At 62.3% G+C, this 23,375-nt stretch carries 27 protein-coding genes and 5 pseudogenes; 13 read left to right on the forward strand and 19 right to left on the reverse strand.

Annotated elements, in window-relative coordinates; all coding sequences use genetic code 11:
• The first annotated feature begins 82 nt into the window (after positions 1-82).
• The 3 genes from CupriaWKF_RS33150 to CupriaWKF_RS33160 all read left to right on the forward strand — a co-directional run bounded on the left by CupriaWKF_RS33150 (position 83) and on the right by CupriaWKF_RS33160 (position 2,217).
• Positions 83-832, forward strand: a complete 750-nt coding sequence (locus tag CupriaWKF_RS33150) for a DNA/RNA non-specific endonuclease (protein ID WP_276103554.1) — start codon at positions 83-85, stop codon at positions 830-832.
• Positions 833-1,048: 216 nt separating this feature from the next.
• Positions 1,049-1,423 (forward strand): PHA-granule associated protein 4, encoded by a 375-nt coding sequence (locus CupriaWKF_RS33155; protein ID WP_276103555.1) that lies wholly within the window; start codon positions 1,049-1,051, stop codon positions 1,421-1,423.
• Between the two features lie 149 nt (positions 1,424-1,572).
• Positions 1,573-2,217 (forward strand): pyridoxamine 5'-phosphate oxidase family protein, encoded by a 645-nt coding sequence (locus CupriaWKF_RS33160; protein ID WP_276103556.1) that lies wholly within the window; start codon positions 1,573-1,575, stop codon positions 2,215-2,217.
• Positions 2,218-2,285: 68 nt separating this feature from the next.
• On the opposite strand, the gene CupriaWKF_RS33165 is transcribed toward CupriaWKF_RS33160, so the two are convergent.
• A complete protein-coding gene (locus CupriaWKF_RS33165; protein WP_276103557.1) occupies positions 2,286-2,711 on the reverse strand; it encodes an NUDIX domain-containing protein in 426 nt (141 codons plus the stop codon).
• A gap of 332 nt (positions 2,712-3,043) precedes the next feature.
• Between CupriaWKF_RS33165 and CupriaWKF_RS33170 the strand changes: the two genes are divergently transcribed.
• Both CupriaWKF_RS33170 and CupriaWKF_RS33175 read left to right on the forward strand, forming a co-directional pair.
• Positions 3,044-3,358, forward strand: coding sequence for an IS3 family transposase (locus tag CupriaWKF_RS33170; protein ID WP_039014754.1), 315 nt, complete (start codon positions 3,044-3,046; stop codon positions 3,356-3,358).
• Entirely contained in the window at positions 3,307-4,137 is an 831-nt protein-coding gene (locus tag CupriaWKF_RS33175) for an IS3 family transposase (RefSeq protein WP_276103558.1), read from the forward strand. The genes CupriaWKF_RS33170 and CupriaWKF_RS33175 overlap by 52 nt, the downstream gene beginning before the upstream one ends.
• A 104-nt stretch (positions 4,138-4,241) precedes the next feature.
• Here CupriaWKF_RS33175 and CupriaWKF_RS33180 read toward each other — a convergent pair whose 3' ends face one another.
• Positions 4,242-4,517, reverse strand: coding sequence for a hypothetical protein (locus tag CupriaWKF_RS33180; RefSeq protein WP_276103559.1), 276 nt, complete (start codon positions 4,515-4,517; stop codon positions 4,242-4,244).
• A 467-nt stretch (positions 4,518-4,984) separates the two neighbouring features.
• Complete coding sequence (locus tag CupriaWKF_RS33185; RefSeq protein WP_276103560.1) at positions 4,985-5,215, reverse strand: hypothetical protein; 231 nt, start codon at positions 5,213-5,215, stop codon at positions 4,985-4,987.
• 418 nt (positions 5,216-5,633) lie between these two features.
• Between CupriaWKF_RS33185 and CupriaWKF_RS33190 the strand changes: the two genes are divergently transcribed.
• Both CupriaWKF_RS33190 and CupriaWKF_RS33195 read left to right on the forward strand, forming a co-directional pair.
• On the forward strand, positions 5,634-6,071 hold the full coding sequence (locus tag CupriaWKF_RS33190; protein WP_276103561.1) for a universal stress protein: 438 nt from the start codon (positions 5,634-5,636) through the stop codon (positions 6,069-6,071).
• A 151-nt stretch (positions 6,072-6,222) separates the two neighbouring features.
• Entirely contained in the window at positions 6,223-6,648 is a 426-nt protein-coding gene (locus CupriaWKF_RS33195) for an ACT domain-containing protein (protein WP_276103562.1), read from the forward strand.
• Positions 6,649-6,923: 275 nt separating this feature from the next.
• Here CupriaWKF_RS33195 and CupriaWKF_RS33200 read toward each other — a convergent pair whose 3' ends face one another.
• The 6 genes and pseudogenes from CupriaWKF_RS33200 to CupriaWKF_RS33225 all read right to left on the reverse strand — a co-directional run bounded on the left by CupriaWKF_RS33200 (position 6,924) and on the right by CupriaWKF_RS33225 (position 11,243).
• On the reverse strand, positions 6,924-7,271 hold the full coding sequence (locus CupriaWKF_RS33200) for a YkgJ family cysteine cluster protein (protein ID WP_346348635.1): 348 nt from the start codon (positions 7,269-7,271) through the stop codon (positions 6,924-6,926).
• A gap of 90 nt (positions 7,272-7,361) precedes the next feature.
• Entirely contained in the window at positions 7,362-7,529 is a 168-nt protein-coding gene (locus CupriaWKF_RS33205) for a hypothetical protein (protein ID WP_276103563.1), read from the reverse strand.
• Positions 7,526-9,379: an RNA polymerase sigma factor RpoD gene (gene rpoD, locus CupriaWKF_RS33210; protein ID WP_276103564.1), complete on the reverse strand. Its 1,854-nt coding sequence runs from the start codon at positions 9,377-9,379 to the stop codon at positions 7,526-7,528. Before rpoD ends, CupriaWKF_RS33205 begins: the two co-directional genes overlap by 4 nt.
• Before the next feature lie 135 nt (positions 9,380-9,514).
• A pseudogene (locus tag CupriaWKF_RS33215) lies at positions 9,515-10,666 on the reverse strand (DUF1275 domain-containing transporter).
• 42 nt (positions 10,667-10,708) lie between these two features.
• Positions 10,709-10,993 (reverse strand): annotated as a pseudogene (locus CupriaWKF_RS33220) (spermidine synthase); the annotation flags it as partial.
• Positions 10,938-11,243, reverse strand: a complete 306-nt coding sequence (locus tag CupriaWKF_RS33225) for an HPr family phosphocarrier protein (protein WP_276103565.1) — start codon at positions 11,241-11,243, stop codon at positions 10,938-10,940. The pseudogene CupriaWKF_RS33220 and the gene CupriaWKF_RS33225, both read right to left, overlap by 56 nt.
• 186 nt (positions 11,244-11,429) lie before the next feature.
• Between CupriaWKF_RS33225 and CupriaWKF_RS33230 the strand changes: the two genes are divergently transcribed.
• Together CupriaWKF_RS33230 and CupriaWKF_RS33235 are read left to right on the forward strand one after the other, a co-directional pair.
• Entirely contained in the window at positions 11,430-11,627 is a 198-nt protein-coding gene (locus CupriaWKF_RS33230) for a CopG family transcriptional regulator (RefSeq protein ID WP_276103566.1), read from the forward strand.
• A gap of 213 nt (positions 11,628-11,840) precedes the next feature.
• Entirely contained in the window at positions 11,841-12,050 is a 210-nt protein-coding gene (locus CupriaWKF_RS33235) for a hypothetical protein (protein ID WP_276103567.1), read from the forward strand.
• A gap of 114 nt (positions 12,051-12,164) precedes the next feature.
• On the opposite strand, the gene CupriaWKF_RS33240 is transcribed toward CupriaWKF_RS33235, so the two are convergent.
• The 7 genes and pseudogenes from CupriaWKF_RS33240 to CupriaWKF_RS33270 form a co-directional block, all read right to left on the reverse strand.
• Positions 12,165-12,572: an HIT family protein gene (locus CupriaWKF_RS33240; protein ID WP_276103568.1), complete on the reverse strand. Its 408-nt coding sequence runs from the start codon at positions 12,570-12,572 to the stop codon at positions 12,165-12,167.
• Between the two features lie 258 nt (positions 12,573-12,830).
• Positions 12,831-15,926 (reverse strand): transglycosylase domain-containing protein, encoded by a 3,096-nt coding sequence (locus tag CupriaWKF_RS33245; RefSeq protein ID WP_276103570.1) that lies wholly within the window; start codon positions 15,924-15,926, stop codon positions 12,831-12,833.
• A gap of 562 nt (positions 15,927-16,488) precedes the next feature.
• On the reverse strand, positions 16,489-17,451 hold the full coding sequence (locus CupriaWKF_RS33250; protein ID WP_276099037.1) for an IS5 family transposase: 963 nt from the start codon (positions 17,449-17,451) through the stop codon (positions 16,489-16,491).
• Between the two features lie 68 nt (positions 17,452-17,519).
• A pseudogene (locus CupriaWKF_RS33255) lies at positions 17,520-17,904 on the reverse strand (site-specific integrase); the annotation flags it as partial.
• Positions 17,904-18,131, reverse strand: a pseudogene (locus CupriaWKF_RS33260) (KfrA protein); the annotation flags it as partial. The pseudogenes CupriaWKF_RS33260 and CupriaWKF_RS33255, both read right to left, overlap by 1 nt.
• Before the next feature lie 914 nt (positions 18,132-19,045).
• Complete coding sequence (locus CupriaWKF_RS33265; RefSeq protein ID WP_276103571.1) at positions 19,046-19,423, reverse strand: type II toxin-antitoxin system VapC family toxin; 378 nt, start codon at positions 19,421-19,423, stop codon at positions 19,046-19,048.
• Entirely contained in the window at positions 19,423-19,659 is a 237-nt protein-coding gene (locus CupriaWKF_RS33270; protein ID WP_276103572.1) for a type II toxin-antitoxin system Phd/YefM family antitoxin, read from the reverse strand. Before CupriaWKF_RS33270 ends, CupriaWKF_RS33265 begins: the two co-directional genes overlap by 1 nt.
• Before the next feature lie 199 nt (positions 19,660-19,858).
• Between CupriaWKF_RS33270 and CupriaWKF_RS33275 the strand changes: the two genes are divergently transcribed.
• Positions 19,859-21,079, forward strand: coding sequence for a DNA-binding protein (locus tag CupriaWKF_RS33275; protein WP_276103573.1), 1,221 nt, complete (start codon positions 19,859-19,861; stop codon positions 21,077-21,079).
• The gene (locus CupriaWKF_RS33280) at positions 21,063-21,302 is read left to right on the forward strand and encodes an H-NS family nucleoid-associated regulatory protein (RefSeq protein WP_276103574.1); all 240 of its coding nucleotides are present in this window, start codon (positions 21,063-21,065) and stop codon (positions 21,300-21,302) included. The genes CupriaWKF_RS33275 and CupriaWKF_RS33280 overlap by 17 nt, the downstream gene beginning before the upstream one ends.
• A gap of 296 nt (positions 21,303-21,598) precedes the next feature.
• Here the strand turns inward: CupriaWKF_RS33280 and CupriaWKF_RS33285 are convergent, their stop codons facing one another.
• A complete protein-coding gene (locus CupriaWKF_RS33285) occupies positions 21,599-21,826 on the reverse strand; it encodes a hypothetical protein (RefSeq protein ID WP_276103575.1) in 228 nt (75 codons plus the stop codon).
• A gap of 204 nt (positions 21,827-22,030) precedes the next feature.
• On the opposite strand from CupriaWKF_RS33285, the gene CupriaWKF_RS33290 reads away from it, so the two are divergent.
• Positions 22,031-22,639 (forward strand): plasmid pRiA4b ORF-3 family protein, encoded by a 609-nt coding sequence (locus tag CupriaWKF_RS33290; protein WP_276103576.1) that lies wholly within the window; start codon positions 22,031-22,033, stop codon positions 22,637-22,639.
• Between the two features lie 36 nt (positions 22,640-22,675).
• Positions 22,676-23,009, forward strand: a pseudogene (locus CupriaWKF_RS33295) (hypothetical protein); the annotation flags it as partial.
• Positions 23,010-23,059: 50 nt separating this feature from the next.
• Here CupriaWKF_RS33295 and CupriaWKF_RS34450 read toward each other — a convergent pair.
• Entirely contained in the window at positions 23,060-23,158 is a 99-nt protein-coding gene (locus CupriaWKF_RS34450; RefSeq protein ID WP_346348649.1) for a hypothetical protein, read from the reverse strand.
• Positions 23,113-23,331, reverse strand: a complete 219-nt coding sequence (locus tag CupriaWKF_RS33300) for a DUF1643 domain-containing protein (protein ID WP_276103577.1) — start codon at positions 23,329-23,331, stop codon at positions 23,113-23,115. Before CupriaWKF_RS33300 ends, CupriaWKF_RS34450 begins: the two co-directional genes overlap by 46 nt.
• Positions 23,332-23,375: the final 44 nt, after the last annotated feature.

The raw sequence follows: 23,375 nt of genomic DNA on the forward strand, positions 1-23,375 counted from the left end.
CCGAAGTATCCTTTGGTGAGTGCTATCCTTCCGGCCCCTTCCTCGCAGTCAGGAAGGTTTAGATAGCCAAAGGAAGGAATCAATGCAATTTGTCTTACGGCTGGCCGCAACTGCTGCTGCCATTTGTCTTGGCGTCAGTGCCCCCGTTCAAGCAGCATCGGAATTTGACCGTTGCCCACAATTCTTTGCTCAAGGCGCAGTTCCGCAGGTCCGGAACGCCCGAAGCCTTAAGCCGCGCGCCCTGTGTTTTGATGCTTTCGCCGTTTTGCACTCCGGCACGACGAAGACGCCAGTCTATGTGGCCGAGCGACTGAATGCGGAGAAGGTCGCTGACGCGCAGGACGAAGAACGGACGAACCGCTTCTTCGCTGATGCTCGACTACCCCGGGCCGAACGCGCGGAACTCGATGACTACAAGAGCTCCGGCTATGACCGAGGGCACATGGCTCCTGCCGGGGATATGCCCAATGCCACTGCTATGGCGCAGAGTTTCTCCCTTGCCAATATGGTCCCCCAGGCCCCGCAGAACAATCGAAAGAGCTGGGCAGGCATTGAGAAGGCAACTCGCAAGTATGTCCTGCGCGCCAAAGGGGATGTGTATGTCATCACGGGACCTGTGTTCGGAACTGCCGCTCCGAATACCATTGGACCAGACCAAGTGTGGGTGCCCCAATACCTGTTCAAGCTTGTGTACGACTCGACGACCCATCGAGCTTGGGCTCACTGGATTGAGAATTCAGATTCAGCGCGCGCCGGCCGCCCCATCAGCTACCGCGAACTTGTGAAGCGAACTGGCGTGGAGTTCCTTCCCGGCGTTCCCTTGACGGAATGACGTCTCACCCTGGCATGCTGACGTTTCGTCGTCATCGTCAAAGCCCTTCCAGTTGACACGGGCAGGCCCTCTGGCCTGCCTCGTGCCCTTTCTCAACCACTTGCGCCAGCACAGCGAAGTCTGAATTGCGCAAACTAGAGACTCCGGTTACCGTATGTGAAATTGCCGCGTCGCAACAAAGGCTGACATGCGGCACGAAGTGAAGGAAGGAGCACCATGACGACGGCATGCGCCACGAGCAAAATTGAAGCGCTGCGCCTTCTTGACACCAGCGGCTTAACCTCGCTGGACTTGGCCTACGAGTCAGGGTGGCGGGACGCTATCGCGCTCAGTCGGATTGGCGACAAGCGCGGGATACGCGTTGAGTATCGCGGGCACGAAGATATCGCCGTTAGCTCGCCGGCGGCGCTCGTTGCCGGGCTCAGTCGACCTAAGCTGACTTTTCGGCAGCGCAATCTTTACTGCCACTTTGACTTGAGCAAGCTGCCTGCAAGCGACCTGGAGCCCCTGGAGGCAAAGGCAACGATGTTAGGGGACTACGTCTTGGCTGGGCACCTAATGCGAGAGGTAGATGCAGAATGGACAGATTGAGCTAACCCACATCGTCGTCGGCACTGTGCAGATGTAGCATGACCGAGCAGACAGATTCCTCGTCGATACAGTGGTCGCGCTCGATTGTGAATCCTCAGTCCGGTTACGTTGCTACCATGCTGTAAATTGAACTGTGCATTGGGGGCGAGATGCTAATCGAACACGCAATCAATCTACTGCACGAAGCTTCTTACGGCACTCTTGCCACCAATTCAGCTCTCCTGCCTGGGTACCCTTACGCAACTGTGGTGCCGTATGTTCCAGGCGAGGCGCACAACCCAGTTATCTGCATCAGTGCGCTGGCAGAGCACACCAAGAACCTGCTTGCAGACTCGCGGATTAGCCTATCAGTGCTGCAGCCTGGGGTTATCGACGTTCAAGCTGCCCGCAGGCTCACCATAGTTGGAGAAGCGGAGCGGTTTGCCCCGAGCTCTGCCGTCCTCAGCCGCTACCTGCGCTATGAGCCTGGCGCCGAGCAGCTTCTAGCTCTGGATTTCGCGCCATTTCGATTGAAGCCAACAAAAATCAGGTTCATCGCCGGAGTAGGTCGAATGGGCTGGGTGGAGAGCTCAGTCCTGGAAACCATGCCGCAAGTCCAGGAGCAAGAGGAATTAAATCTGGTACGCGAAATGTCGCGCATCGTCCCAACTGGCATCCGCGTACTCGGCGTCGATTGCTATGGCATTGACTACGAAATCAACGGAAGACGAGCACGACAGAGCTTTCCGAATGCGCCATTGGCTTGCGGAGCACTTGAGAAAGCCTCCTTGAGCATCGCACGTAGTCTTGCTTGACGCCCGTTCTCCAAGGCTCATAGGCGCGGCCAATTTCGCATATCAGACATGGTCTGGGCCCGGTCAAGTCAAACATTCGCGGTACCCACGACATCATGGGCCCAGCGCAGCATTGGCCAGAACCGTGGTGGCAACAGCTTTTGGGCTCCATCAAGCGATACCCATCGAAACTCGTGATGCTCCGGCCGACCAAGCTCAGCACTGACTGGGAGACTCACTTCACCCTGCCTCGACAACGCGAGATATAGGCGTGCAACCTTGCCTTTCGAGTACGGCTCGGCTTCTCGATAGTCCTCGCCCCATGGCAATTCCAGCTCAGACAGCCCCGTTTCCTCCTTGGTCTCGCGCAGTGCCGTTTGCAACAGTTCCTCGCCAGGCTCGGGCTGCCCTTTCGGGAAGTCCCAGTTTCGATACGCGCGCAGGATGAGACAGCACCACTGGCCGCCAAATTGGCGCATCACAACCAGACCAGCCGAACGTTTGATTGCTGCCATATTCAGTCGCTTTGAATAACAATTTCTCTTTTGGGCCCTTCCTGGGGGTCGTCTCTCGTTCATTGCATGTTCCGGCATACTGCTTCAGTGAGTAGGCACGTCGCCATGGCTTCGAGGCTCGCGATGTTAGGCACCGCCGGCCGCACGGCGCCCCCAAGCGGTCCACACCAATTTCGTGTCCAGCTTCTTCCGGTCTTGGCTCGCGATACTGCGAGCTCCGCGACGTTGACAGACTCTTATTCGACCACGAGTGGAGATGACCCGCTTTTTTGGACTGGAGATGACCCGCTTTTTTGGACACCCGCTATCTTGAACCGTAGGGGGTACCCATCATGGCCAAGACTCGAGCGCCGTATGCCGCTGCTTTCCGGCAGCAAATGATTGACCTCGTCCACGCCGGCCGAACGCCGGAAGACCTGGCCAAGGAATTTGAACCCACTGCCCAGACCATCTACAACTGGGTCGCACAGGCTGACCGTGACGCGGGCAAACGTCACGATGGCCTGAGCACAGCCGAGCGCCAGGAACTGACCCATCTTCGTAGAGAGCTTCGGCAGGTCAAGATGGAGCGCGATATCTTGGCAAAGGCCGCGGCTTGGTTCGCCCGGGAGACCGGAACAGTACCCGACAAGGGTTCGAATTCATGAAGGCGAATCAGGCCACCTGGCCCTTGGCGACCATGGCACGGCTGCTCAAGGTCTCGCGCAGCGGTTTCCATGCGTGGAATCAACGCCAACCATCGGCCCATGCAAAGCAGGATAGGGACCTGCTGGCACGCATCCGGGCCATCTACACGGGCTCGCACGGCACCTATGGCATGCCGCGCATTCACGCGACGCTGGCCCGGCAAGGCATACACGTCGGGCGCAAGCGCGTGGCGCGCCTGATGCGTGAAGCGGGCCTGCGCGGCGTGAGCCGGCGACGCTGGGTGAAGACCACGCGGCGAGCACCTGGTGCACGACCGGCTCCGGATCTGGTGCAGCGCCACTTCCAAGCTGACGTGCCGAACCGTCTGTGGGTCGCCGATGCGACCTACATTCCGACCGCAGCGGGCTTCTTCTATCTCACAGTGGTGTTGGGTGTACAGCCGGCGCATTGTGGGCTGGGCCATGGGCAGCCATCTGCGTACCGCGCTGATGTTGCAGGCACTGGATATGGCGCTCGCGCAGCGCCGCCCAGAGGATGTCATTCACCACTCGGATCAAGGCTGCCAAGGCGGATTCAACCGGTCGTCGCAACACCTTTAATCAAGGAGGTGTTTATGGGACGGCCAGCGGGGTGGATGCAGAAGTTGGCGGACTTGTTCGAATACATCGAAGTGTTCTATAACCGCAGTCGCCGTCATTCATCGCTGGGCTTTGTATCGCCGGTTCAGTTCCTGCAAGACTGGCTCAAGGCTCAACGGACCGAGGATGCGGCTGCATAAGCTGCGGCCTCTGGAAGGCGAAAAACAGAGGGAAGCTCAGCCGGAGATGTGGCGGATTTTTCACGAATAGCGGTCAACCCTCCTGTCCGTGCCTCACCTCGCCGTCATGCCGACACTCGGCCGAACAGGCCGCATTCGAGGTCGCTCTCGAATTCCTCGATCCAGGGCGAAGACTCGCCATCCTCATAGACACTCTGAGAGCCAGTTGCCATGCGCCGCACAGTGACTTGACGCGCCGCACCACCACTCGGGCTGGCGGAAATATCATTCACCTCGTCGATAATTTCGAAATCCTGGGGCGCAAGCCCGACTTGCCTGCACGCGACCGCGACTGCTTGTTGTTCTTCGGCGGGGAATTCGCGATATAGATGCCTAGCCATGCTACGTTCTCCATCAAATTTGACGACCGCCACATACCCACGTCGGGGCGGGTACAGCAATACGATATGAGGCAGTCGGCGTTAGGCCACGCAACCCACGTTCTCGTCCATGGCCCCACTCAGCATGCCATCCATTTTTAATGGCGTTCAGGCGCGTGGGAACCACGCCCGCCGTTCGTTTTCCCCTGTATGAGATCTCCACCGAGGCGCCGCGTCCCGACGAGATGTGGTTCCGTTCGCCGCGAAGCCGGGTCTGGGGCGGGTACTGGAAGCCGCGCGCGAAACCAGCGCGGCCTATGCGGACTACATCGCATTTGCCTTGGGAAGTTCGCCCGCTGGTTGAAGAATGGCGCAGGCGCATTTCCCAGATCAGGCCGAACGCGTGATGAACCGTGTGCGCGAGATCGGCGGCGGCAAGGCCTAAGATGCGGGCTTCGGACTACGTGGGTCTGGGCGGACCTGATGCGCTACAACCGCTCTGAACTGGATACATCACAATTCCGGACGCCGCCGCGATGGCCGCGCGCCACGGTCGAAACACAAGGCTCCTTGTTTTGAGCAGGCGCTCCTGCCAACTGGTTGCCAATCATCGTGCTTGCCAGTTCCAGAGCAGCCTTCGCGTTCGCAGGGGGAAGGCCCGAGGACAGCGCCAGCCTGACTGCGATGGCGGCCAGGCGTCCTTCTTCATAGGTAGGCATATCGATCTGTGCTCCTTTGCGTCGCCGGGGTCATGATCAGGCTGCGCATGCGGCCGCCGCGGGTTGGTGGCCCACTCACAGTATGGGCGATTTGCGCGCAGGCAGAGCCGGCGCTTGCAGCGGATTTGTGCAATCGCAAGCCGTGTCCGTTGACCGGTTGCTGTACTGTCCAGACACCTCACCGAGTCGAAAGCGACGCGTTGGCAGTGGTGGAGCGGTCTTGGCGACATCACTGATCACGTCGGACTAGTAGTGACCGATTATGTGACGCCTCCTCAATTGACGTGAGGCTTTCGGCACCTATACTCGATTCAGGCGATGGGGTAGCCATCGGTGATGCTTTGGGCATTCCAAGGGTCTTGTGCTACACACTTGCGGTCGCCATGCGTGAGCGTACTGATCGAGCAAGGAGGGCAACATGTTCAAGCATCTTCTGCTGGCGGTCGATGGTTCTGCGTTGGCCGAAGCGGCCTTCCACAAGGCGCTCGTATTGGCGCGCGAAATGAACGCCCGCGCCACCGCGGTGCGAGTCTGCCCGAATTACCACGTGCTGACCTATCAGGTTGAAATGCTGACCGACACCCGCGAGGAGTATGTCAAGGCGGCGTGGGAGGAAGCGACGCGATACCTGAATGGCATCGCACGGGAGGCTGGCGCCGCCGGCGTACCTTGCGAAACGACCTATGCGGTCAACGACCACCCATATGAGGCCATCATCAAGACCGCCGAAGACAAAGGCTGCGACCTGATCGTGATGGCATCGCATGGCCGGCGCGGGGTACAAGGCGTGCTGATCGGCAGCGAGACACTGAAGGTGTTGACCCATAGCAAGATCCCCGTACTAGTTTACCGCTAGAGCCATGGCATTCAGGCACGTTCGTCGTTCGCTGCAAGAAGACGGCTTCGCGCTGAGCACCCATCCGATAGACGGTGCGCCACGGCTGGATGACGAGTCGATACGAGGAGCAGCCTCTTGCACCGAGCTTGGGAAGCAAGGAGAAGCGACGATGGAACTGCTCGTGGAACAAGTGGAAGTCTGGGTGGCGAGTATCCCGGACAAGCCGGGCGGCCTGGCCGGGGCCCTGGCGACCTTGCGCGATGTAGGGGCCGACCTGCAACTGATCATTGCACGGCGTAGTCCAGACCAGCCCGGCGATGGCGTCGTGTTTGTGACACCGCTGCAGGGGGATCGGGAAATGGTGGCGGCTGCCGTGGCGGGGTTCAATGTCGCGCAGAAGCAGCACTGCGTTCGCGTCCTGGGCAGCAATCAGCCGGGGCTCGCCGCTGCGTTGACCGAGGATCTTGCGGAGGCGGGGATCAATCTCCGTGGATTTTCAGCGGCGGTGATCGGTACGCAATTTGTCGCCTACGTGGCCGTTGATTCGCAGGCGGAGGCGGACCGGGCAGCGGACGTCCTCAAAACGGTTGTTTGAAGCAGCGGCCTCACGCACGACACGCGCGTGAGGCTGAACTGTTCCCCAAGCTTATCCAACGTGTAATCGGTCCGCAGCCCGGAGGTGAAGATTCGGTCGGCATCGGCGACCGCTGCGCACGCATGTCAGTCTTGTGATGGCAAATTGCCTACATCCTGGCGTGTCCTTCGCGCGTGGAATAACTTGGTAATCCGCTTACTCAGCCATGAAGCTCTTCCTTCTTATGGCTTCAGCGCCTGCGTCTCGTTGTTATCCTCCGCTTGTGGCCTCTTGCTTCAGACCAGCACGTGACGCGCCTCTACAAAGAAGCGCTGAATCTGTTGCTCAATGTCCGGATCGATCATTTTGTCAGGGCGGTTTCCGTTCGGGCAGGCAAGCCTTGGGGTCGTTCCAAACAAGCGACAAATCAACGGGCGCTCCGCATACACGCTGCATCCCTTGGTATCTAGATGAGGGCAACTCAGGTTTGCCAGCGCAGTCTCGTGCTCGGTATCGCTCTTAACGGGAAGCCTCGACATCTCTTCCGTAGAGGTTGTCACGGGTCCACAACAGTCATGACATCCTGGGGTGCATTCGAATGCGGGAATTTGTGAGCGAAGAAATCTGATCTTTCGACTATTCATTGGTGCAGGTATTAGACAGTCGGTAAGGGACGAGCTGACGTAGTGGAGGTTGCGCGCTGCGTATAACCGCACGGTGTGCCGCGGGCTTGCTCAGCTATCGTTCTCCGGTGGTAGTCCGAGGAACGCCGACGCTTCTTGCATGGCGCTCTCGGCCAGTTCGCGGGCCCCTTCGCCTCCACCGGGTGTCATTACGCCGACCAGCGCTGCGTAGAGCAAGTGGATCATGTCAACGGCACAGTGGTACTGTTCTTCGCTCATGCTTTTCCCTCTACGAAACCATCGAGCCGTGCTGTCAGCTCAGGTTTGCGCAACTTTCGCAATGCCTGCGATTCCAGTTGGCGGATGCGCTCGCGCGTCAGGCCGAACTGCGCGCCAATTTCATCCAGCGTAAAGTCCGTCTGCAGCCCAATGCCAAAGCGCATGCGCAGGATCTTTGCCTCGCGCGGTTTTAGTCTTGCCAGGAGGGCTTCCAGTTCCTGCTGGAGCGCCTTTTGGATCGTCGCGTCCACTGGGGAGATCGTCTCCTCGTCAGCCAAGGTGTCTCCCAGTAGGGCGTCCTCGCTTTCACCCAATGGTGTTTCCAGCGAGATCGGCTGCTTGACGACATTCAGGATAGATTTGATCTGCTTCTCGCTCATCGCCAAACGGGCGGCCAGCATGGCCGGCGTTGGCATGGCGCCGGTTTCCCTGAAGATCTCGCGCGAATGCCGGTTGATCTTGCCAATGGTCTCGACTAGATGCATGGGGATCCGGATGGAGGGTGCCTTATCGGCGATGGCACGGATGACCGCCTGCCGGATCCACCAGGTGGCATAGGTTGAGAACTTGTAGCCGCGCCGGTAATCGAATTTGTCCACCGCGCGCATGAGTCCAAGATTTTCCTCCTGGATGAGATCGGGCAACGGCAAGCCGCGATTCTGATATTTCTTGGCAATCGAGACCACCAACCGGAGGTTGGCCCCGATCATCTCTGTCCTGGCTTGTTGGGCTTTCTTCTTCGCTTTCGCGACCCGTTTGGCGGTTTCCCGCAAATGTCCCGGCGGCATCGCGGCGCGAGCTTCCATGGCACGCAACTGTTGCTGAAGCGCTCGCACTTCAGGCGCCCATCTGACCAGGTGAGCGCGGATGGCAGGGTTCTCGGCCGCGAGCGCCTTCATCCAGTCATGATTCGCGGCTTGATCCCTGAATTGCTCTAGAAACACTTCGCGCGCCATGCCACATTGGTCGATCAGGATCTTGGCGACGCGGCGCTCCGTTTGACGAACCTCCTCGATCAACGCCTCAAGGATCTGAGTGAGGTCCGCAATGGCAGGCGGGCTAAAGCGAAATGCCGCGAGCTCGGATTGGATGGCGGCCAGCACCCTGACATATAGGAGGGGATCGGGCTTCGGGCAGCGAGCGACACTGGCGAGCTCACCGGCCCGGCACCGGATCGCCGCAAACCTTTCAAGGGCAATGCCCCGCCAGCGCAGTGATTCGCTATCAGAAGACTTCGTCGGCACCGGATCGCCATCGTCGAGCCCTGTGTTGTTCTGCACCTGCGCTCCTGATTGCAGGCTACCGCCTGCCTCGGCTTGCGGCTCAACCATGTGGTCGACCAGATCATCAAATGCCATCTCATCGCAGGCAACCCGGTCGGCCATCGCCAGGAGTTCAGAAAGCACAACGGGGCAAGCCGCCATCGCCGCCATCATTTCCGCCAAGGCATCTTCAATTCGCCTGGCGATCGCCACTTCCTCTTCGCGCGCGAGAAGGGGGATCGCACCGATTTCTCGCAGGTACATCTGCGTGGGATCCGTCGTGCGCGTCATTCGACCGTCGCTTTGGATGATGGCTGCCGCGGCCTCCTCTGCGGCATCCTCGTCGTCCGTCGAGGGGGCCGCGTCCTGCGTCAGCCAAGCTGCGCCTTCCGCTGGCGCACGGTCGACGACCTCGATGTCGAGATCTGCCAAGATCTCCAGGGTCCGCTCAAGAATGCCCGCCGCGTCTTCGCAATCGGAAAGCTGATCGCTCAGCTCGCCACGCGTTAGAAAACCGCGCTCTTTGCCAAGGGCGATCAGTGCAAGCAGGTTGGTGCGTAGGTTCTCGCTCATTTCATGCGCGCTCACCGCGCGATCCTGGACCTTGCACCCGCCTGAAGCGGGCGCAAAGCGCGTCATTATTGCCGCCGGCGGCGGCTAGGCCGTAACTTGGGTGTGGGAATGGAGACGGCTGCGCCTGATCGCGCCATCGTTCCTGGAGCCTCACCGCCCGGGCAGATGTCGCACGAGCCAGACCGATGCCGACACCGCAGCAATGGCCCAGAGCGCCACGATCACCATCGCCGCAACGTAGCTGACGGGGCGATTCGCGGCGGCTGCAACGGCCGCACGATGCTCGCGCATCACCTCAAGCGGAATCCATCGTATCGCCAGCAACAAGCCGAGAGGCACCACCACCACGTCGTCCAGATAGCCAAGCACTGGGATGAAATCGGGAATCAAGTCAATGGGCGACAAGGCGTAAGCGGCGACCAGCTAGGCCAGCGCCCTCGCATACCATGGCGTGCGGGGGTCTTGCGCGGCCAGCCACACCGCGTGCACATCTTCTTTGACTGCGCAAGCCCAACGCCGGGAACGCGCGGTCAAATGCGGCAGAAGGTCCCGGCGCCACAAGTGCAGACGCACATCGTCGAGCACCGGGACGGCAGCGAGGGCGAGCAGCAGGGTTGCCAGCATCAGCGTGGCGCTGAACCCGACGTGCTTGAACCCCAAGGCGCCGACGACGCCACCGGCAAAGAACAAGGCGACCAGCGTGATGAGTACCCGTAGCTTGTGCCGATTGGCGAGCACCAGTGGCTTACCGGGGTCGGCTCTGGACAGGTTGCAATAGAACAGCTTGCCGAGTTCGATACCGATGTCGGTGACCATGCCGGTCACGTGCGTGGTGCGGATCTCGGCGTTCGACAGCTTGGTGACCATGGCATTTTGCAATCCCATGATGAAACAGAGCACCATGACCGTTGCCGGTACGAACAACCATTCGTGGTGCTCGAGATTGCTGCCAAGCAGGCCAAAACACACCAACAGCGCAGCTTCCAGCATGAGCGGCAATGCGTATTCGCTATGCAGCCGCTCGCGCCGAGCCCAGTTGATCAGCACTGCTGAGCAGGCGGCACCCGCCAGAAACGACAGCAGGGCCCCAAGGCCGTCCAGCATCAGCCAGAAACTGCCCAGCGCCAGGTTGTCGGCCATGGCGGACACGATCCCCGACATGTGCGAGGTGTACTGCTGAACGGCCAGGAAGCCGCCCGCGTTGGTCGCTCCGGCAACAAAGGCCAGGTAGCAGGCCAGTTGCCGGTTGATTCCGGGATCGCGCTCCTTCCCAGTCAGCTTACGCAAGTACAGGATTGGCATGATTGCGTTGGTAAGGAGGTCTGCGCGTGGTGGAGGGGCCTGTCAATACCGGACTTGCGACCTTGCCGGGTTGGGCCAGGAGGCGCGATCGGACGCTAGGCGCTCGCCGCGTTTCAGGCGGCGAGCGGCCGCAGTCAGGTTCAGCGAATGCGCCGTTTGCAGGATGCGCGCACGCGCCGTCAGCGCGTCCAGGGAGGGCAGCTTGCGCACGCCTTTCCAGGCGAACAGGGTGTAGTTAGCACTGTCTTCGGCAAGGGAAAGCGCCATCGACTTACCGAACACGGCGCTGACTTCCTCCAGGTAGAGCGGAATATCGGGATCGCTCTTCCCCCCTGAGCAAGGCGGCGATGGTGACGATCGCGGCGGCCTCGTCCACGCCGTCCGCCTGGATGCACAGGTGTGTTCCCACGCGGGCGGTCAGGCGCATGACCTCAAGCACGTTCTTGGCGTTCGCGATCCAGGGGCCGCTGGTGAGTCGGATCTCGCGCTCGAACTGATTGGCCGTGAAAGCCAGTCGCGCGGAATTGCGTCCTTGAAATCCGTCCCTGGCAGTTGCCTCTAATGTCACCTCTACCACTGTGCCCTCATCAAAGAATAGTGAACTCCAGGACTCCTACGCGCAGGCACCGCCTGTGCGCTACTCGGCACGCGTCTAATGCCTGGACTTTCAGAGTCATGGCGGGATGGCATCCGGGGAGCGCGGCCAGTGTCGTAGTTGTATGTAATGATAATGCAGTTATCACACAATGACACTCCAGCACGTATGGAATCCAAGACTGCCCGCCTGACCGTACTGATCGATCCGGTGAAGAAACAGGCCTTTGAGGCGCTGTGTGCCGCCCAGGACCAGACACCGTCTCAAGTTGTTCGCCAGCTGATTCGCGACTATTTGCAGCAGCACGAGGCCACCAGGCCGAGGGTCGGAATACCCAGGGCGGCGATGCAGGAAGGCGAAAGCTAGCCAGCAGAAATCAGCAGCCGGCACTTAACTGTGGCTGTTCTCACGCATTGTCTGGATCAGGATGGTGTCGCGGCGTGGGCGACGCCATGCATCGGGCCTACCGCTATCGCGGACCAGACGGGGTGCTAGGGAGATGGGGCGGGGCCCCGAAGGGGCGTGGCTTCACCCCGACCACGACGTAGGGGGCTGCAATGCTGCGCTACCCTGTACGAATTGAGCCGGACGGCGACGGGGTTCCTGGCGACCTTCCGCGACATCCTGGAGGCTGCCACCGGCGCCCCCACGCGCGAGGAGACGCTCGAGTTGGCCGAAGACGCGCTGGTTACCGCGATAGATTATTACTTCGAGGATCAGCGCCAGGTGCCGCTGCCTTCCGCTGCGGAACCGGGCGAGAACCTGGTGGCGCTACCGGTCAGCCTCTAGGCGAAGGTGCTACTCTTGAAGCGGATTACCCGGGCCGATCTCGCGCGGCGCATGCACCCCCGTCCGCGTGCCGCAGTCACTTGGTGGGGGCGAGCGAGCCAATCGCACAAGCGCTCAATCTCCGCCGTAGTCTTGCCTAGCCGGGATCACCCCTCGCACACCGCCGCGCGGGTTGCCCACATCGCCCGCATAGCGAGGAATCAGGTGGATATGAACGTGCATGACGGTTTGTCCGGCGTGCACGCCTATGTTGACCCCGACATTGAATCCGTCGGGATGGAATTCGGCCTCAAGGCGTGTCCTCATTTCCCGCACCAGCGCATGCAAGGCGGCAAACTCCGCTTCCGTCGCATCGAAATAGTCAGCGAAATGACGGTTCGGGATGATCAGCGCATGGCCAGGCGCGACCGGGTACCGGTCATACCGGACGTGGGCCAACGCGTTGCTCGCTATGATCCCATCTGACGTGCAGAACGGACAGGGGTCTATGTGCAGGTCGGCCTGTGAGAGATCGTTTGGCATGAGCAAGTCTCCCTGTCATCTGTTGAGAACTCGTTGCCAACGCGGCTCGGGAGTTCGCGGCGGCAACCCTATCGATCCCATGGTAGGCCAGGCAGCCGACAGCGCCAGAGGGCTCCTACTCTCATAATCCGGAGTCAACCGGTTGAGCCCGATCGCGCCATATGGGCTCAAACGTCTAAATGCAATTAATCGCCAGGACTGCCAGCCAACACCCTTGTGGAGCTAGCAAGCGGCTTTCCGACCGGTCACCGTGTCAATCTACGGCAAAGGACGATCCCCCCTAGTTGCACGCGGAAGGCTGGCCTCGGGCTGGCTGTCGCGGCAGCGTAGCAGCGCCTGGTCGCTGCCGGGCGTGGCCATGGCCGCCACCTGCGGCGCAAGGTAGCGCAACACCCTGACCGCCAGCGCGCTGGTAAAACTGTAGCGCGCCGCATAAGGCTCGCGCACATGAACCGTTACGGTGCCGAAGTAACGCTCGCCCAGCGTGAACACAAAGGTGGCTGAACGTGTGACCGAGCGCGACGCGATCAACCGTCCGCCCGGCCCGTACACCTGCAAGCGCTGGTCACCCGTGCCGGTCTTGCCGGCCACCGGCAGCGGCGCCGCGCCCTTGCCCGGCACCACGAAGGCACCCAGGATGGACCTGGCGGTGCCGCGCTCTACCACATCAAGCATTGAGCGCCGCACCACCGAGGTCAGCTCCGGCGGCAGGAGGCGCTTGCCCGGGCCAGGCTGCAGCACGTACCGCGTCGAATACGGCGTGTTGGCGGCAAAATCGAGGCTGCGCACGCTGGCCGATTGCGTGGTGACGCCGCCATTCAGGATGATGCCGGCCAGCTCCGCCAGCGCCGCGGGCCGGTCGCCAGAGGCGCCGATGGCGGTCGCATAAGACGGCGTCAACGAATCGAAGGGATAGCCCAGCCGCTGCCAGCGCTTGGCAATGCGCTGGAATGCGTCCTGTTCCAGCAACGTGCGGATGCGGTTGTCCTGCCCGAACTTGCTGTGCGAGCGGAACAGCCAGCGGTACACGTACTGCCGCTCGGCGGTGCTCTCGTGCAGGATCTGCGACAAGGTGGCATCCGGATGCTTGCCCAGGTATTCCACCATCCACAGTTCCAACGGGTGGATGCGCGAAAGGTAGCCGCGGTCGTTGAGGTTGAACCTGTCATGGCCGTACTTGCGATAGAGCGCTGGCAGGTCTTCTCCCGCGAGCTGCTTGTCCGACAGGCGCGAGCGCATGATCCGGATAAAGCTTTCCTGGTCCAGCTCCGGGCGGGCGCTGAGCAGCGTCACCGACATGCGCACCGCGCTCAGGTGAGGCGAGCTCATTTTCACGCGGCCCAGCAGGGTGGCCAGCCTCTGTTCCGAATCCCTTCCGCGGTAGCGCTGGTAGAAGCCTATCATGTAGGCGCTGCCTTCCTGGTCCGCAAAGCGCTCCAGGTAGGCGCGACGCTCGGGCGAACCGAGGTCCTCGAAGATGTTTCTGACGTCCGGCCGGGCATGGAAAATCTCGTAGCGCACGATGTCGCGCATGATCCGGATGAAGACCAGGTTGACCGAGTGCTGGAAGCCCTCGCGCACGGTCATGTTGCGCTCGCCCTCCCAGCGCTCGAAATTGGAGAAGCTCTGCATCCCGCCCCCGGTGAAGAAGCCTTCACCGGTGCTGCCCGAATACTTACGCTCCATCGCCGCTTCCAGCATGGGCGTCAGCTCGCGCTCGGCCGGCGTGCCGGTCTTGACAAGGTAGTCGACGGCCCAACGGCTGAGCACATCCTGCTTCGCCAGCTGCACACCAGCCAGTTCGGCGCGGCTCATGCCGGCATAGCGCGCGTGCAGCTCGGTGATGATCTCCAGGTAGGTCACCAGCGTGCGCAGCTTGGCGGTGGACCCCAGGTTGAGCCGGCCACCGCTGTTGATGTCGAAAGGCTGTTCGATGTTGTCCGCCTGCACCCGCACGACACTTGCATTGCCCATGCGCTCGTACAGCGTGAAGCTGGCGATCAGTTGCGAAGGGTCGTCCTGCTCGCGCAGCAGGTTGTGGCCATACAGCCCCATGGTGTGCGCGTCGGCCTTGTCGTGGATGCGCATCAGCACGTCGGTGGCAATGCGCTGGGCTTCGCGGTTGATGGTGCTGTCCACGGTCAGATCCAGGCGGTCCATGTCGTAGCGGCTGTCGACCCCGGTGAGCCGGCCAACGTCGGCGCGCACCCGGTTGACCGCCTTGCGTGTGACGAAGGGCTCCTGCGCGGGCTTCTCTGGCGGCGCAGCCTTGTCCAGCGACTGCTGCAGCGCGGCGTCGCGCAGCTCGGGCGTGATGACGCCGTTGGCCGCCAGCAGGCGCAGGTAACTGCCGGTCAGCGTCTCCAGGTTGGTGTCGTCGCGGCGCAGGTGGTACGAGGGGCGGCGCTGCGAGATGATCAGCGACAGCGCGCGCTTGAAGGCTTGGGCCTCGCGGCCGGTGGGCGCGCGCAGGTCCATCTCCTTCATCAGCCGGTTGGCCTCGCCGAAGTCTTCGCCGTACCATACCCACAGTGCATCGCCGATGCCGTTGACCTCGCCGAAACCCACGCGCGCGGACAGCGGCACCGTGTTGAGGTAGTCGACCACGATGCGTTCGCGCGCACGCCGCGTATCCGGCCCGTCCAGATAGGCGCGAAGCGAGGCCGACGCCATCTGTCGGAATTTCTCGGAGATGGATTGCGTTCGGCCCTCCGGCGAATGCCGGTATTTTTCGATCTGGGTGGCCAGTGTGCTACCGCCTGGGGATTCATAGGCCTTGTCGACCAGCCGGACGGCCTGGTCCATCACCGCGCGCGACAAGCGCTTCCAATCCAGCGCCGGGTTCAGGTTCGGGTACTCGGGGTTGAGCAGCCCCTGGTTTTCCACGAACAGCAGCGAGTTGACCAGCAACGGCGGCACCGCGACAAAGTCCTCGTATTGCCGCTGCGGGTAGCGCTCCAGCACCAGTGTCAGGCCGTCGCAGTCACGCAGGACGAGGCCGGCCTGGTTCTTCTCGTGGTACGGGGGAAAAATGCCATGGTCCATCAGCTGGACCAGCTCGGGCGACATGCGCGCCTGTTCGGCCGGCACATAGCCGTGCCGCCCGAGCCGTTGCGCGAAGGCCGGCAGGCGCCCGTAGCCCAGGCGTACGTCGTAAGGACCGGAATGCGGGAAGCGAATGCTGTCGCTGGCGCCTGGCTGGACCTCGAACGTCAGCTGCCTGGTGAAGCGGCCGAAGTAGTACGCCTGCCATTGCGAATTGCGCACCTCACTGATGGCGAGGCTGTAAACGACATACCCGCCTCCACAAACGGCGGCCGCCAAGCCAGCGAAAATCCAGCCACGTCGTGACACGTTTCGGCAATCCCATAATGCCGAGCCCCGCCGCCGGGGTGGTCATGCCGCCGGCTCCAAGCGCAAGCGAGGCGCGCCGGAGACCGGCGCGCACCGCTCTATTTATATATTAGCAGGAGGGGGCGCTGTTATAAGATAAGCGTGCACGTGCAAGCACTGTTGCTAGCTCAGTCAAGGCCGGCTGGCGTTCACGCGTCGGCCCGCATTTGCGGCAAGTCGTGTCCGACCCGACCACAGCAAACCTCGCGGCAATTTCACTGTTGCTGTAGCGACATGCGTTCATGGCTTGAATCGCGTGGCGGTGGCTGGAGGGAAGGTAGCAATGCAGGTAGCTTGCCACGATGGTGCCGTGACCATAGATGGCTTTGCCCTGTGCGGTTTGGCGATGCTGGCTCATTCTAGGGATGCTCTGCACAAACGCGAATCGAGTGTGCTTGGCCGTTTAACAGGAAGCTGAATGCGCCACGACGCCAACCTGTCAGCCCGGGGCGAAGCTGTCTGGCACGCGCGGAGCAGCACTCGCGGGCTACGCGCGAGGCATCGGCATGAGCCTGAAACGCGCTCATGCCTCAGCAGCCAGCAGTTTGCCGCGCGCCATCCACAAGTTGGACAGCGCGAACAAGGTCATGACTTGCGCGGTGTTCTTCCTCAGCCCTCGATAGCGGACCTTGGTGTAGCCGAACTGCCGCTTGATGACCCGGAACGGATGCTCGACCTTGGCCCGGATGCCCGCCTTGATTCGCTCGACTTGATCGACGAGCGCGCCAAGCGGTTTGCTTTGGTCCAGAACGCGACGTTTGCCTGGCTTCATCGCCACGTGCCAGTTCACGTCCGCCCGCGCGTCAGGACGCTTCTCCACGCCCTGATAACCCGCATCGCCAAACGCGTCGGTTTCCTCGCCATGCAGCAGGCTGTTGGCCTCAACCACGTCGTTGATGTTGCCAGCCGTGCCCCGCACCGTGTGCACCAGCCCGCTTTCGGCGTCCACGCCAATGTGCGCTTTCATGCCGAAATACCACTGGTTTCCTTTCTTACTCTGGTGCATCTCCGGGTCGCGTTCGCCCGACGCATTCTTGGTCGAACTCGGTGCGCTGATCAGCGTCGCGTCCACCACCGTGCCCGCGCGCAGCATCAATCCCTTGTCGCGAAGGATGTCGTTTACCAGCGCGAGAATCTGAGCGGCCAGCTTGTGCCTCTCCAGCAGGTGACGGAACCGCAGGATGGTGCTCTCGTCGGGCAGCCTCACCGTCCAGTTGTCCAGCCCGGCGAACTCCCGATACAGCGGCACGTCGTGCAGCGCTTCTTCCATCGCCGGGTCCGACAGGCCGAACCATTGTTGAAGAAAGTGGATGCGCAGCATTGCCTCGACCGCGAACGGGGGACGGCCGCGCTTGCCCTCCGGGGCGTACGGAGCGATCAGCATCACCAGATCGGCCCACGGCACCACGCGGTTCATCTCGTCCAGAAATTCGCGCTTGCGGGTGCGCTTGGTCGACAAGTTCAGTCCAAGGTCAGTTTGCTTCATGCGCTACATGCTCGCTGGCTCGACGATTCATTGCAAGCACATCCGCCGGCTAATTGTGCAGAGCATCCCTAGGTCTTGCTGGTCCAGCCGATGCGGTGCCGTTCCCTGGGTGGCCTCATGCCGCGCATCCTCTTCGCTGTGCAGGTACGCGCTGGTGGTGGCGATCGAGGCATGACCAAGTTGTCGCACACAAAACCCAGGTCGACCTCCTGGTCGGTCATGTGCGAGCCGGCAGTGTGGCGCAGCCAGTGCGCGGAGGCGCAGGCCAGCACCGCAGTCTGCCCCCCACTCGGGCCCTCGCGCCCGCAGGCGTGCGGCCGCCATGGCAAACACCTCCTTGAGAATCAGGAGCAGCGCCCCGCGTGACAGGGCCTTCTCGCGACCCTCGCGACCCGTCTCACGGCCGATCACCGGCAGCACTAGCAGGCGCGGCTCCCCTGGCTGCGGGCTAGGCCGCGCAGCTGCTGACAGAACTGCTGCAGCACTTCCGCGGCCGTGCCCATGCTGCCCTTACGCACTGGGCTGTAGAGCTTGTTAGCCGTGGGCGTGACGCCGTCACGGAAGAACAGGAGGCCGCAGACCGCGCGGTACAGCGCGCGGGTTTCGGGGAAACGCCCGCGCAGCTCGGCCCAATCGGCCTGCAGCGCAGCGTCGGTCAGATCCAGGTCGGCAGCCGGCATCGATCATGCGGCGTGTCCAGAAGTCACCCTGGAGTTCTTGACGCTGCCGGCTCGACGGGCGGAGACGCACTCTCGTGCTGCGCGACTTTCTCTGGGAGCTGATGGCGCCACTGCGCATAGCATTCCAGCCCGCAGAAGTAGGCGACGTAGTCGCATGCCTCAGGGACGATCGCCTCGGACTTCGGTACCTCCTTCATGCAGATCTCGCAGGGGACGAGTTCTATGGGTGGGTCAGGCTTGCTCATGGCGCTACTCCCAGCACCGCGGCGGAGATACTTCACGGCAACGGCGCATTGACGTCGACGGCCAGATGGCCAGCCAACGGATCCAGGTTGGGCGAGAAGATCGAGTTCGTTATCGATCAGTGAGCCTGTATTCCATATTAAGCATCCTCTTTTGAGGAGCGCCGTGGTTGATCTGCGTCAAAGCGAGGCCTGTGCGAGCAATCGGGGCGTCGTGCTGGAGTGGGGGCCTGATCCTGGAGGACGCCCGCCAAGGTTCCGACCCCAATGCCCTGGTCGTTTCAAACCACGCGGGCTGGCAAGCCCCGGGAGCGACAAATCGGCGCCGCTATTGCTTCGTGAGTGAGCACTTGGGGCACCGACTATGTTGCGGCCGTCTAGCCGAGGCCAGTGGTGGCGAGGGCACCCCACGGTGCCCATTGCGTCCGATTGACGCGGACCGGGGCTGTCGAGGCGCCGGGGCCCTGGCCGGCCGGAATCACGGCTGCTCCTTTGCGCTGCCCCCCTGCACGGTGTCCAGGTCGCCCGCCGCTTTGCGCTGCGCCTGCTCGGCAGCGGTAAGCCGATCGGCGAGCGCCGCGGCCTGGGCTTCAAGCCGGGCCCGAGCTCTGCTGAGGTTCGTGCCCTCGGAACGTCCGATGCTCGAGCCATGCCGAGGCTTCTGTGGACCACCTAAACCCGAATGACGAGGTCGGAATACTTCCAGACGTGTTCGTCTGCCGATAGCAGTCGCAATGGTTCAGTGATCGCCTGGGCGATCAGCAGCCGATCAAACGGATCTCGATGGTGGTTTGGCAGATGACGCACTGCGGCGGCATGCGAGTTCGTCACAGGAAGCTCGCGAAAGCCTGCGGCGGTGATTTCAGCGATAAGTTCGTCGACATTGACGTCGATCTTTTCGAGGCCTGCCTTGATGGAGATCTCCCAGATGCTGGCCGCACTGATGAAAACCTCCTCGGCATCCAAGATCAGTCGCTCCGCGGCCTGGCTCAGTTTGGGGTCATTCGTGACCGCCCAGAGGAAAACATGAGTATCGAGAAGGATGCGCATTACCGTCCTTCGAAGGCCGCGAGCAAGTCGTCAGGGAGCGGGGCATCGAAGTCGTCCGCCATGCGGATCTTGCCCTTCAGCCCACCAAGGCGCCGCGGGCTCTTTGGCTTGTCGAACGGCACGATCCGGGCCATGGGCTTGCCTGCCTTGGCGATCACGACCTCTTCGCCTGCCGCCACCTCTTCGATGAGCCGCGAAAGGTGCGTTTTCGCCTCATGAATGTTCACCGTCTGCATGTTTCACTCCCGTGAATGGACTTAGTCTAGTTTAGTCAAGCCGGTTCGACAAGATCCTGTCAGGGCCATTAACCGAGGGCTTGGATTCCCCGAATTCACTAGACATAAGCGCAGTTATGTCTAAAGTATCCTCGCTGGAATTAGCTTTCATGCGTATTACGTAGTAATATTTATCATCATTTGCCCGGATTTTTATCCCATGCCCGCTGCCGACCTGGATCTGACCGACGCCGCGCTACAGGCCGCGATGGCCCACGACATTGCCGAGCTGCGCAGCCGCTTCCCCGAAACCCGTGCGCTCTATCGCGAGGTCTGCGGGCTGCTGTTTTTTCGCTACGGCGTGACGCCCACCGCCAACAAGCTCTACAGCCTGGTGCGCAAGGGCAGCATGGGCACGCCCGCCGAGGTGCTGCAGGCGTTCTGGCAGGAGCTGCGCGGGCGCACGCGCGTGACCATCGACCATCCGGATCTGCCGGACGCCCTCAAGCAGATCGCCGCCGGGGCGGTCCAGACCATCTGGCAGGCGGCCAACGAGGCCGCGACCGCGGAACTCGCGACGCTGCGCGCGGAGGCGCGTCACGCCGCGAGCGAAGCGGAAGCGCAGCGCGATGCGGCGCGCGTGGAGACGGCCGGCGCGCGCGAGGATGCCGCAGCGATCGCCGCCCAGCTGGCCGAAGTCCGGCAGGCGCACGATAGGGTGCAGGCGGACCTGGCCGCCGAGCGGCAGGCCCATGCGGCGACGCAGGCCCGGCTCGAGGCGGGGCGCACGGAACTGGAGGCGGGCCGGCGCCAGCTGGACGCCTTGCGCACCCAATTCTCGACGGAGCTGGAGCGGGCGCGCGAGGCCGTGACGCTCGCGCAGGAACGGGCCGAAGCCAGCGAACGGCGCAGCTTGCGTGAACTGGACCAGGAGCGCACCGCGCGCCAGAAGAGCGAGCGCACCGCCGAAGACCTGCGCGCCGAACTGGCGGCGGCACGCAGCGAAGCGCGCGATGCGGCCGTGGCGCAGGCGGAGGGCCGCGCGAAGCTCGAAGCGCAGGCCGCGGCGCTGGCTGAGCGGCTTACCGAGCGGCTCGCGGTAGCCGAGCAGGCGCAACGCAAGGCCACGGGCGACCTGGAGGTCGTGCAGGCGGAACTCGCCGCGGCGCAGCGCCGGGCCGAGCGCGGCGAGGCGGAAGCGGCGCTCGCGCGTCAACTGCTGGCCACCTTGCGCGTCGCGCCGCGCGAACGTGGCGGAGTACGACGGCGCAAGGCCGGCAGTTCGGCGGCGACCGCACAGGATGATCAGGGCGTAGATCAGGGGGAAGGGCCGGGCGAAGAACGGGACGACGAGCAGGGGGCGCTGGCGCGGCCCGGCCACCCGGAGGACGTCAACGTCAGCCGCGACGGTAACGACAGCAGCGATGACAGCAAAGACTGAGCGCGCGGATGCGATCCGCTGGATCCAGGCGCAAATGGCCGACTACGGGCTGACCCTGGAAGACCTGGACGCAGTGGGGGGCTTCGAGCCGCCGCCGCCGCCGCCGGTGGTCTGCTATCGCAACGCGGAAGGGCTGACCTGGGACGGGCAGGGCGAGATGCCATCGTGGCTCAAGCGGGCGGTCAATGCGGGGCAGAGCGTGGAGTTTTTCCGGGTCGACTAGCCCCGACCAATTGCACCATGTGATTTCATTGCGGGTGCACACGCAGTGTGTAAGGTTGCTGGCGCATTTATGTGAACGGGAATTCTCGGGGGCGGCCAAGGAACCCAGCCTGCGGCAGCTCGCACTCATCGCCAGGCTGCACAACAGCAGCGCGACCAAGTTGCCCAGCGACTACGAGGTGCCAGTTAGCGCCAACCGGCGCGCCCATAGTCGAGTGCGAGGATCGACAGATAGGAGTGTGAGGCGCGCGCATCTGGGCAATGCAGCACGCTCTCACCCTAGCCAAGCTGCAAAACTTAGTCCACGAACTCGACAGCTCCGTTGCCTGCGGCCGCGATGCGGACAAGGCTGTCGGTGCCGTGAATCGAGGCTCCTACTACTGTGACGCGCGATCCCTTCGCGCCTGCTGCCGCAGCGATTCTGATCAGGTTGTCGAGTGTATGGACGGTAGCGTCAACTCGAAACCCACCCCCTGCCGTAGCTATGCGGATCAAGTCGTCAACCGCGCGCGACGAAATGTTCATGTCTTCTCCTCCATGTGGCCTGAAGAGGGATGCTGCCACGTTAGAAGCCGCCGCACCAATAGGCCTGCGACCGAGATTCGCCCAATCCGCTATCGTAAGCTTTCCAGTTATGAGGAATCGATCGAGTTGCAGGTTTTTGATATAAGGCGTGGCAGGATCGCGGCCGCGTGATTGAGAGGCCAATGAGGCACCCAGAATGCGCGCATGGCTTCCGATCCTGGGCCCGCGATCTCCGTCCTTCAATTTCGAATTGCTCTGCGCGGTCTGAGCCCGCCGGTTTGGCGACGCGTCCTCGTTCCTGAGCACTTGACGCTCGGACAATTGCACAATGTCATCCAGGTAGTCATGGGCTGGGCCGACGAACATCTGTACACATTCAGCATTCGTGGCAGGCGTTACGGCGAAGCCCATGAGGGCGTCTTGCAGTTCTCCACCGTGGCAAACGAACTGCCGCTGACCGCGTTTCGTCTCCGCGAACACGAAGGATTCGTCTACGTGTATGACTTCAACGCGTGGTGGTGCCACGAGATTCGCATGGAGCGGCGTTTGCTGCGGCAACAGCCTGGCCAGTTGCCCCGTTGCGTGGCGGGTTGCGGGCCTTGCCCGCCCGAGGACATTGGCGGGATCGAGAGGTATCTGGAGGCCAGGGACGAACACAATGAATATGAGTCCCTCGATTGGCTCGAGTCGCTGCGCGAGCGGCCTATCGTGTTGGAAGACCTACGCGACGAGGTCGGCCGGTGGCTGACTTGGCTGGATCGTCGCTTTGATCGTCAGATGGTCAATGATCGGTTGCGAGAGCTCGAGGGGTAGACTGGTCGGCGCAGCTTCCAAGGGGGGAGGGCGGCCATGCGTATCAGCTTGCAACTCGTAGTGCAGGACGATGGAGGCGTGCCAGCCACCGTCACCGAGATTGCCCAGTTCGAGAGAGACGGCATGGATGTGGGCTCGCTGGGCCTGCATCTGGAAGAGGCGAATCATTGCTGGGTCGGCTACAGCGCACGATGAGGCCACCGACGCCCGGCAGCAAACGGAGGTTGCTGCGAGCGTCCGCTCGCCCAAGATCCCGGAGCCCAGTCCGGTCCGCGCGGTCGGCATTGACGGCGGCTACCTTCGGCGGGCCGGCCACCGGCGCCGCCAGGATGGCTGGTTTGAAGTGATCATCGGGAAGTCCCTGCGGGATCAGGATGGCGCCGTTAGCCTTATTCACCTCGCCGAGTGGCGCCGCATGCGTCAGTAAGCCATCCGGGTCCGCCGAAGCGCAGCGTGGACCAGCGTGTACAGGTTTACCACCTCCAGCCGGTCGTACTTTCCGGCCAGCGCCCGCTGCAGGCATCGGGTGATGGTCGGATCGTTGACCTCGTGGTCGGCGGGTTGAGCATGATGAAGCCCAGGCTCCGCCGGCTGGCATCCCACTCGCGCCAGAGGCGATAGCGGTACTGCTCGCAGTCGGACACGATGGCGCCGGCCTCGCCGTCGAGTGTGTGGCTGGTCAAGTGCTTCATGCTACGATTTCCCCATCCAGAGCGGAGGTCGTCATGACAATCGA

The organism is Cupriavidus sp. WKF15 (assembly GCF_029278605.1).
Classification (GTDB): Bacteria; Pseudomonadota; Gammaproteobacteria; order Burkholderiales; family Burkholderiaceae; genus Cupriavidus.